This is a genomic window from Microcoleus sp. CZ3-B2, assembly GCF_036705055.1.
GTDB lineage: Bacteria > Cyanobacteriota > Cyanobacteriia > Cyanobacteriales > Microcoleaceae > Microcoleus.
In genome coordinates, this window is record NZ_JAUBTN010000001.1 from 227,496 (window position 1) to 238,047 (window position 10,552).

Consider the following 10,552-nt stretch of genomic DNA (forward strand, 5'->3'; position numbering starts at 1 on the left):
TCAGTCAATATACGGGAAATCAAACAGACTACCAACACCCAAAAAAAATATGAAATTCTGTATTTTTCCGAATATATTTATAATCGAGTCAAGCCGATAATGATGAGTAACCGCTGAAGAATGAATTAAAAGAAATTAACCATTTCTCAAGGAGTGCAAGCGAGTGCCTTTAACAGACCCGATTGGAGAACCTTTAATAGAAGTGGAATCCTTAATTCCCGGACTTGCCCCAACTTTCGCCCCACAACTGCCGGGAATTCCGACTCACAAAACCTTATTATATCAAACTCCCGGCTCTTCTGAAAACTCCGAACAACCTAACTTAATAGAAACCGCAAAGCCGCCACAATCCGAATTCAGTCGAGCCGAAACCGATGCTTTTATTACTAACAAAGCCTCCGATATTCACAGCATACCTTCTGCTACCATCAGCGAGCTCAGAACTAACAGCAACCCCAGAGATGCAGCAAATTCTGAAATTGACCCCCTAATTGGTAAACTCGACTCAGACTCAGGAGATTCCCTGACCAACCCGAATCCAATAACCTCACCCGTTATAACTACATCCACAACGAGCGAAAAAGCTTCTCCCAAAACACCATTACCCGCAACCCCTGAAACAAGTTCAAAACCCGAAGATAAAAAAACACCCTTATCGTCAGAGGCTACACTCAAAAGCGAATCAGAACCCAACAAAACATCACCTGCAACTGCATCAACCATAATACCAGATCGCAGTACAACTTCATCAGAAAAATCCGAAACTATTGCATTAACAAATTTAACCGAAACTATTGCGGCTAGCCCAAACATACCCTCAACCGATAAAACCTCTACAGACAAACAGTCCCCAGTTGCCAAAGCTGACGACAAGATAGACTCAGACAAGCAATCTCAAAACTCCACAATTGTGGAGAAAACCAACTCAGGCGAACCATCTCGTACTGCCGAAGTTTCCGACAAAATAGACTCCGATAAAACAGCTCCAATTCCTTCAACTTCCGAAACAAAAAACTCAGAGAAACAGCTTCCACTTGCCGAAGCTAGCACCCTGATAGACTCAGACAAAAAATCCCCAACAGTCGATGCAATACCGACCGAAAAACCCACTTCAGATTCTCAAGAACCGCTGACAACACAGCCCCCAACAGCCCCATTAATTCCACCCGCATCTAACCCTGTTTTACCTGACACTAATATCAACCCAGAAGTCAACTCAACCGATTCCACAAACCCAGTACAAACTGCCAGTCAAGCTTTAGCTGACAAACAGAATGATTCCGAAAAAGTTGACCCATTAAAAACCGAACCTGCTGCAATACCAAAAACAGCAGCCAGTGAAAATGTAGCGGTGACGACAGCGACAGCAGTTCAAACCCCAGAAAAATCTCCGAACAATACTGACTCAGTTTCGGAACTTAAACAGCCAGTTCAAACAGAATCTATTGTCAATCAATCAGCAGATGCTGAATCAATTAAAACCGACCAAACTGCAACTGCAAGCATTTCTCAACCCCCCGCAGAAACAGAGTCAGTTATCGCTCCACTTGCGTCACAATCTCCTGCCAAAACAGACTCGCTTGTCTCTAATGTTGGCGAACAATCACCAAAAGAAACCCACTCCAATGTTTCTACCGCATCCGAACAATTGCCAACAAAAAACAAGTCGATTATTACCGCAGAAATCAATTCTGGTACGGTGGTTCTGGACATCCCTGTCGCTCAAATAACAGGAGAACTTGAAACCGAACAACTGCCCACAAAAAACGAGTCAATTATTGCCGTACCCGAAGCGGATGATACGGTTGAACATAATATCCCTGTCGCTGAAATAACAGCAGAATTAGAAACCGAACAATTCCCAACAAAAACAGATTCGCTAGCTCCCGCAGAATTCACTGCTGGTACAATAAAACTGGATATTACTGTTGCCTTCATAGCAAAACTTGAAACCGATCAAACCCCAGCTATTACTGTTAATTCTCTCGAATCAGACTCGCTAATTTCCAACTCGAATCAACACATACAAACCGATAATTCAATACCAGCACTATTCTCAAATCCATCAGAAACAACAGCAGGTACGGCACTGATAGCCGAAGTCGAAACAACCGTTTCACCCTCAACTCTTAAATCCCCACCCGAACCGACTTCAAACAATTATAATAGCAATTCAAATCCAACAGAAACTGTCGCTGTTCTACCTGCGGATTCTGATACTGAAATTGCGCCGGAATCCGCAGAGATAACCAGCGGTTTGCTAGCGTCAGTAACCGAAAAATCTGCTCTCTTCTCAGACGATATTGCAGAATATCAGCCCAATTCAACACAGGGTGCTGGCAACTTCCAAACCAATACCAATCCCCCAAGAAATTTATCAATAACAACAACAGCCAATTTACCAATCCCCGGGACTTTTCTTGTAGATAACCAAGGAAAAGTCAGATTCGACTATGTATTTGACGGCGGCGGCTACGAAGGCGAACTCGGCATTTTCAGCCTGGCTGGAATGTCCGCATTTATACCCGGAACTCCAGAATTCATTGCCGAAGCATCCCGTAGAGTTTTAAGCAATTCCACAAACGGACACATTGTAATTAGCGACAGCATAGAAGGGGCAAAATTCACCGGTGCGATGCCCTTCGACGGAGACTGGGACAGCGGCGAATATCAGGGTATCAAAACTTTCTCCATGCTACCAGGCGACACGTTTGCCGTCATGTTAGTCCCCAATGGTACAGTACAGTCATCGCTTCAATCCTCATATTCGGGAAATTTGTTCCCCGAAAATCGTCCCTTATTTAGTATCGCCACAGCCAATCCCAACGATACCGCTCATCTGCTACAAATAGCCGACATTACCGGCAGCGGCAACACCTTTGCCCTGGAAGATATGTCGCCTCCTAACTCGGACAGAGATTACAATGACCTAATCTTTAAAATTAGTGGCGCAACAGGAAACGCACCCCTGCTAGATACAGTCATCAATCCTGACAGAGAATGGCGCAATACGACTCTAGGACAACAATTGCTCGCCGAAGCCAATCCCCCGAATTCTGACAACAATCCGCCCGTTGTTTCACCAACAAGCACTCGGACTTATACAGAATTAGAGACAACTATTTCATTAGACAATCTTGCCACAGATGCAGAGGGCGACCCCCTAACAATTAGCGTCCAGGGTCCAGTAAACGGCACAGTAATTTTCAATCCCTTAACGAACAAAGCATCCTTTAAACCAGCAACTGGTTTCTCTGGAATTGCCAGCTTTGATTTCCTTGCCAGCGACGCTTTTGGGAGTTCAACGCCCGCGCGGGTGACAGTCAATGTCAGCGACGTTCCGCTGCTGAATCTAGATTTTGTGAAGCGAAATCCGAGCCTCAATGCAGGAGAAAATACGGAATTAGTTGTGCTCGGAGATTTTGCCGACCAAAAAGGTGTAGTGCTGCCAGATTCTTATCTAACTTACACTTCATTCAATCCAGAAGTAGCACCAATTGATCCAACAGGGAAAGTGACAGGTTTGGTCAACGGCACTTCAATTTTGAGCGCGAGTCGCAACAACCTGCAAGCAGTCACCCCAATCCGAATTGGGACGATGCCAGCACCCACAACAGACGCTCAACTGCATCAGATACTAGCCGAACTATACGGACTAGACCCATACCCAGATGCCGTCTCCCTATCTGTTGGTGCAACCCGAAAACTCTCCCTCGGCTTGAACCCTGGGTTGAGCGAGGTCAACTTAACCGCAGCCAGTACGGGTACGCGCTATTTTAGCAACAACAGCAACATCTTGAGGGTCAGTCCCGACGGCACTATTACAGCAGTCGGCGTTGGCGATGCTGCGGTGACTGCGATTTACGGTGCAGCAGAAGCAACAATTCCAGTGCGAGTAGAAGCGCCGCGAAGCGGGCCTGCAACCGTGGGGGCTGCTGGCGGCGTCGTCCTCTCAAGCGACGGAGAACTTATGGTGATGATGCCTCCCGGCGCTTTGAACAGCGATACAAATGTCAGCATTGCCTCAAAAAATCGTTCCGAGTTATCGCTGCCAGTCCCGACTGGATTTGAGTTTGCCGGGGCTTTTAATTTGAACTTTGGCGATAACTCTCTGGAACAGCCCGTTCAATTAGCGGTGCCAGCACCAGAGGGCTTACCTGCGGGAACTGAGGTCTACTTCATGCGGAAGGGTGCGTTACCGGATGAAACTGGTGTCTGGAAACCAATCTGGCTTCAAGAAGAATCTGGTGTAGTTGGGGATGACGGCACGATTCGTACCTCTTCGCCACCCTATCCAGGGGTTGTCAGGCCAGGCGAATATATGGTTGTCTATTCAAGTCCAACTGGCAGTGCCACATTAGTTAAAGGCAAGCTAACCATTAACTATGATTTCCCCCTAGCATTTTTTGGCATCATTGACCCCTTGGGGGGTATCGGTCAGTTAATAGATCCAAGCAACTTTGTCACCAATTTTGGGTTTACAGTTTCTGACGACATCTCTTCAGTCAAAGTAATCGCGATCCCTAAAGTCGGATTGCCAATAGTTACTGAGTTGGGCGTCCAACGAAACTCAAACGGCGTTGCGACTTTGGAAGCCAACCTAAATATACCAACACCAGCAGCTTCCAATTCCGCAGCCGCACCTAAACTTCAAGCAGCCTCTCTGAAGTTCAAAGACGAAAACAATCAACCCTTTGAGGGTAACGAACCGATTCTTTTCCTCAAAGCCAGTAACGTTCTGGCGAACAATTTGGGCGATCCTTTGGGCAGCCGGATCGAAGACTTAGTTGTTAAATTCTACGTTGGCGATCGCGTTTACGAGCAGGCAGTATTGCCCAACCTTAGCGCAACTTTGGGAGACAACCAGTTTGAAGTGGCAGTTAAAGTACCTAATACTGTAGTTTTGGGCGAGTCTTACATTTCCTTATCCAGACGGCAGAATCAACTGGTCGATCAGAACCTGACGGAACCAGTGTATGAGGAGATCGAATACAACAGCAATCCCATTTGGCTGGACACTGGAACTGAGTATGTTTTTGCAGCGCTAAAAGGTGCTGATGCTGTCGCAGTTTTAGACGGTACCGATCCCGAGTCAGTTGTGGCAGCTTCTAGCAGTTCTAATTTACTGCTTTCTACCATTCCTGTGGGAGATGAGAAGAGCGACAGCCCGCGAGACTTAGCTGTGACGAGTGACGGAACCCGCGTTTACGTAATCCTGGAGGAGTCTGGTCGTGTGGCATTGGTCGATCCGATGGTTTTGCAACAGGTGGACACCAAACCAGATACTCCCGGCATCAACCCGATCGATTTGCCTAGCGGTGCAACGCCTCGGTCAATTGCGATCGACCCCCGCAACCAATACGCCTATATATCTGATAGGAAGCTAGGAAACATTTATGTCCTGGACATCGACCCCTTCTCCGAAGAATACCATCAGGTCATCCAGACTATCTCCCTAAGCTCAGTAACGGGTGGGTTGAATGAAATAGCTATTAGCAGTGACGGACGCAAGCTCTTCGCCGCTGCACCAAGCCCCCTAACTAACCAGATTTTCGCGGTGAATATCGATCCTGAAGACCAACCCCTCGATCCAAGCCAGAACCCCCGCAAGTGGCATCAGGAGATTGGTGTGGTAAATACTTTTGCTGGGGTGCAGGGAATGGCTGCTACCGCCTATCCGAATCGGATGACGTTTACTAACACCGGTAATGATAGTAAGGGCTTTGGCGTATTAACAATTACCAACGACGATCCCACTAGCTTTGTCGCTACTGCCAACGATTATGTGGCGCTAAGTTTGGGTGACCCCCTAATGGGCGGTTCCCTAGATTACTTTGATGTCAATCGGGCGGTGGCTGTCACGGTGATGCGCGATGGGTCCTATGCGTTTGTGGCCGCGAAAAACGACAGTTTGCAAACCGGAGTTGAAAGCATAGACGGGGTGCAAGCAGGAAGCAATATCGGCATCATTAAAGACCCGTTTGGACCCACTCCGAAACTGGTGGCGGCAACTCGACCGATACCGAAAGGGGCAACCACTGACTTGGTACTTTCTAACGATAACAAATACCTCTATGCTTCCTATCCCAGCGAGAGTGGCGGCGGGGGTGTCTATGTCTTCGATGTCGAGGAAATTATCAGAACTCTGGAAAACCCTGGAAATTTCAAAATCGACAACCTCAACAGAGGTGTCAAATCGCCTTACTTCAATCCTGCCACGAGCCGTCCGGTCAGCTCGAGTAAATTCCAAAGCGTTCCAATTGACGATATTAACCCAGCAATTAGTATCGCTGCTGACTATGGGATTGTTACGGGGGATTGGTCTCGCAACCAGTTTTTATACGGTGTGTTTGATAGCAAGCACAGTCCGATCGGGACTGCTGGAACTCCTTGGGGAATGGCAGCAAGCCCGATAATAACTGAAACTCCGCGCGAGGAAGTGCAGGAAATTAGCCGAAAAATCGCGAACGAACTCCGCAGGCGCGAGAATGCAAGTGATGCAGAAAAGGAAATAATTGATAGGAACATTGCTAAACATCAGAGCAATATGAAAATAGCTTTGCTAAAAGTTGTGCAAGAAGAGCAAGCTGATAATGGCGTAATTGAACCCATTGACGGAAAAAATGGAATTTACAAATTTACGCAGGGAGAAGAGTTGGATCAGACTTTTTACGGCACTACTTCTGTTATATGGAAATTGGCTCCTGTTTCACCATCTGTATTTTCTCTTGGTGAAGACATCCGCGCTCGGCCAACTAACTTGCCACCAGGAACCACACTTGCCACGACGTTGGGAGTTGGTGGCAGTACCGTACAGGGTCGCGTTCAACCTTACCCAGGGGATATTGATTTTTCTGAAAAGTTTGAGATCGAGGCTCCTAATAGTAACAATGCCGCTAAAGCTGCTGCTAACACCATTGTAGAATTTGTAACACGTACCCGTAATAATCCGAATTTGGAATTCCAAGGACTTATTATCAATACTCTGGAGGACGGACTTGATGGAAATAATAAACCCAAGAGAACTTTATCTTTTGAGGAACTTGCCAGTGGAGAGAAATACGATAAGCTGGTCGCAGCGCTGGAAAAATTAAATTCTAGAAATGGAAATGTCAACACGTTTTGGCGGGCAAAAGTTGACGGAGATCGCTTTATTGCTATTTCAAAAATTCTGGACATTACTGCCAAAAAAAGCACCACAGGGGAAGAGCTATTTTCAACTCGACAAACCATCGGCGAGGAAGAATTATTATTAAGTCAACAAATCACAGAGGAGGAGGACTTTTTCTTGACTCGACTCGGTGGTGCTGAATACCAGACCGCTTATATAGACGAACCCGAAAAGATCCCAGCGGAAAAACTGGGGGATTATGCAAGTCTCATGCGAAATAGCGCGCTCCAATTAATCGATAAAAAAGGAAAATATCTTAAGGCGGCAAAACGCGCTTTTAACTATTTTATGTCGATTGGAAATATTGAGGCGATGGAGGCTCTAAAACCAGTTTTTGAATCACCTCATGCTAGGGTTAACCAAGAACTTGCCGTGATGGAGGCAATAGGATCGGCATTAGATGCTAGAGTAGGAGCCGTGCCAACTCTAATTCTCCAGGTTGGTGAGGCGCGCAATATGCTCAACAAGGCTGCTGAAATTATTGAGAATCGTTTATCAGCCGTTAACATAGCAACTGGGTTAAGAAATCTTGCCATAGGTTTGCCGGGTAATGACTCGGATTTACTACAGCAAAACGGGCAGCGAAGCGCTACGCTTGCAGGGTTGGTCAGACAAACTGAAACTCTTATCAATCAAGGTGTGCGATCGCAAGTAGAGTCCATAATAGAAACATACTTGAGGAACTACTATCAACCGAACCCATGACTCCCAGTCCACCCTCATCTAAAAGAAACCCGAGAAAAATGAATCAAGCAGAAGCACGGCGGTTATTTGATGAAGCGAATCGGTTCTGGTTTGGGGAAGGGCGGTACAATAAAGTTCTTCCCCTCTACCGAGAAGCATTGAAGCACGATCCAACAGATCCTGTCATCCTGTATCAGTTAGCTAATGTTCTGTGGGCTTTTGAGAAGTTTGACGAAATGAGAGAAGTATTGGAGTTAGCTCAACAGAATCAAGAGCGCCTGAGCGAGCGCGGCAAAGAAATCTTTGCTAACGGTAAACAAAGTCTACTCGATCCGTTTGAGCCGCCACCTTGGAGAAGTTCGCTGCCAATACCGGCTGACTCCATTGATTTAGAAAAGCTCGAGTCAATGCGTCTTTCCCATAGCGACTGGTACGGTGTTGCACTTGCTGCCGAGACCCGCCGAATGTTTAGCTTAGCTACTGATGCTTACGAGAGAAGTATGCTGTTTACCGATCCCGATACAGAGAAAGACAGGCACAAAATGTACCTGGAGAACAAAGGGGCTTTTGGCGATTTGGAACAGATGAGGTCAGAAACAAAAGAGTAAAAAATAAGCCAGTTAACCCGCCTTGTTTCCAGAGCGAAAACTCGATAAATGAACCCAGCAGAAGCCAGAAGGCTGTTTGAGCAAGCCAATCATTTATGGTTTGAAGAAGGATGCTATCACCTTGTCCTACCGCTTTATCTAGAAGCCCTCAAGTACGACCCCACTGACCCAGTAATGCTCTATCAACTGGCTGTAGTTTTGCGGGCGTTCGATCGCTTCGATGAGGCAGCACTTGCACTCGAAATGGCATCCCTTCACCAAATCCTTCTAAGCAAAACAGGCAGACAACTTTTGGAGAAAAGGAAAAAATGGCTGCTGAAACATCTCTATAATGCACCGCCGTTGCCCGTACCAGCCATAGAAATCGACCTGAAACAATTTCTCTCAAAAAGTTTCCATTATAATGAGTGGCTAGAAATTGCTATTGCTGCTAGTGAGAGGAGAATGTTTCTTTTGGCGGCAATTGCCTACGATCGGAGCCTGCCCTTTTCTGAGTCTCAAAAGACTTGGGAAGGGGAAAATGCGCGACTTAATAATCACAGAGATCGAGCAATGTTAAACAATATGCGACCGTCCGCCAGACAGCTATTTGAGAAAGCCAATCATTTCTGGTTTAAGGAAGGACGCTATCACCTTGTTCTACCAATTTATCAAGAAGCCCTCAAGTACGATCCGACTGACCCAGTAATGCTCTATCAACTTGCGGTTGTGCTGCGAGCCTTTGAACGGTTCGATGAAGCTGTGCAAGCACTCGATCTAGCATCCCTTCATCAAAACCGTCTGGGCGAGAAGGGCAGAGAGCTTTTTGCTACAAGGAAAGAGTGGCTACTGCAACCTCCCTCTTATAGGCCGCCTCTGCCTATTCCCGCGTGGGAAATCGACCTCAAGCAGCTTTATTCGATGAATTTTAATAGGAATAATTGGTCTGTAATTAGTGCTGCTGCTGAAGATCGTAGAATGTTTCTTTTGGCTTACGAAACTTATATCGAGGGTAAGGGTTGGTATGACTCTGAAATACTTAAGGAGGAAGAAGAGCTGCGACGCGAGAATGAGAGCGATCGATCGAACTTAAATTATATGCGACGAGATTAAAGTAACTTCTATGTGCAATGTGTCGTAGAGGTAGATACGCTTAAACTCAGCGGGATGATCGTACACCCTGCGGGTCTTCAGAACTTACCCAATCCTATTGCCATGACTTAATTTTCCTTTCCGTTCAAGAACGTAAGTGATTTACTACCTAAATTTCCGTGACTGGGACAGTCATCAACCCTGACAGAGAATGGCGCAATACGACTCTAGGACAGCAATTGCTCGCCGAAGCCAATCCCCCGAATTCTGACAACAATCCGCCCGTTGTTTCACCGACAAGCGCTCGGACTTATACAGAATTAGAGACAACTATTTCATTAGAAAATCTTGCCACAGATGCAGAGGGCGACCCCCTAACAATTAGCGTCCAGGGTCCAGTAAACGGCACAGTAATTTTCAATCCCTTAACTAACAAAGCATCCTTTAAACCAGCACCCGGTTTCTCTGGAATTGCCAGCTTCGATTTCCTGGCCAGCGACGCATTTGGGAGTTCAACTCCCGCGCGGGTGACAGTCAATGTCAGCGACGTTCCCCTGCTGAATCTAGATTTTGTGAAGCGAAATCCGAGCCTCAATGCAGGAGAAAATACGGAATTAGTTGTGCTCGGAGATTTTGCCGACCAAAAAGGTGTAGTGCTGCCAGATTCTTATCTAACTTACACTTCAATAAATCCAGAAGTAGCACCAATAGACGCAGCCGGGAAAGTGACAGGTTTAACCAACGGCACTTCGATTTTGAGCGCAAGTCGAAACAACCTGCAAGCTGTCACCCCAATTCGGATTGGGACGATGCCAGCACCCACAACAGACGCTCAATTGCATCAGATACTAGCCGAAATGTACGGACTAGACCCCTACCCAGATGCCGTCTCCCTGACACCCGGTGCAACAAGGAAACTGTCCCTCGGCTTAAACTCCAACCTGACGGGGTGACAACCCCGTTAAAACCCATAGCTAACAAAGGTTTGACCGATTTATGGTAAAAAAAGATGGGGTCA

4 protein-coding genes are annotated in these 10,552 nt (G+C 46.6%); all 4 read left to right on the top strand.

Annotated elements, in window-relative coordinates:
• Positions 1-163 precede the first annotated feature (163 nt).
• Positions 164-7,876: a DUF4114 domain-containing protein gene (locus QUA97_RS01040; protein ID WP_333192225.1), complete on the top strand. Its 7,713-nt coding sequence runs from the start codon at positions 164-166 to the stop codon at positions 7,874-7,876.
• Between the two features lie 38 nt (positions 7,877-7,914).
• Positions 7,915-8,463: a tetratricopeptide repeat protein gene (locus tag QUA97_RS01045; protein ID WP_333192227.1), complete on the top strand. Its 549-nt coding sequence runs from the start codon at positions 7,915-7,917 to the stop codon at positions 8,461-8,463.
• Positions 8,464-8,511: 48 nt separating this feature from the next.
• Positions 8,512-9,555, top strand: coding sequence for a tetratricopeptide repeat protein (locus tag QUA97_RS01050; protein ID WP_333192230.1), 1,044 nt, complete (start codon positions 8,512-8,514; stop codon positions 9,553-9,555).
• A gap of 158 nt (positions 9,556-9,713) precedes the next feature.
• Positions 9,714-10,487 (top strand): Ig-like domain-containing protein, encoded by a 774-nt coding sequence (locus QUA97_RS01055; protein WP_333192234.1) that lies wholly within the window; start codon positions 9,714-9,716, stop codon positions 10,485-10,487.
• The last annotated feature ends 65 nt before the right edge of the window (positions 10,488-10,552 follow it).

Coding starts and splice junctions, on each gene's coding strand:
- QUA97_RS01045 (WP_333192227.1), top strand. CDS start 7,915: ATGAATCAAGCAGAAGCACGGCGGTTATTTGATGAAGCGAATCGGTTC.
- QUA97_RS01050 (WP_333192230.1), top strand. CDS start 8,512: ATGAACCCAGCAGAAGCCAGAAGGCTGTTTGAGCAAGCCAATCATTTA.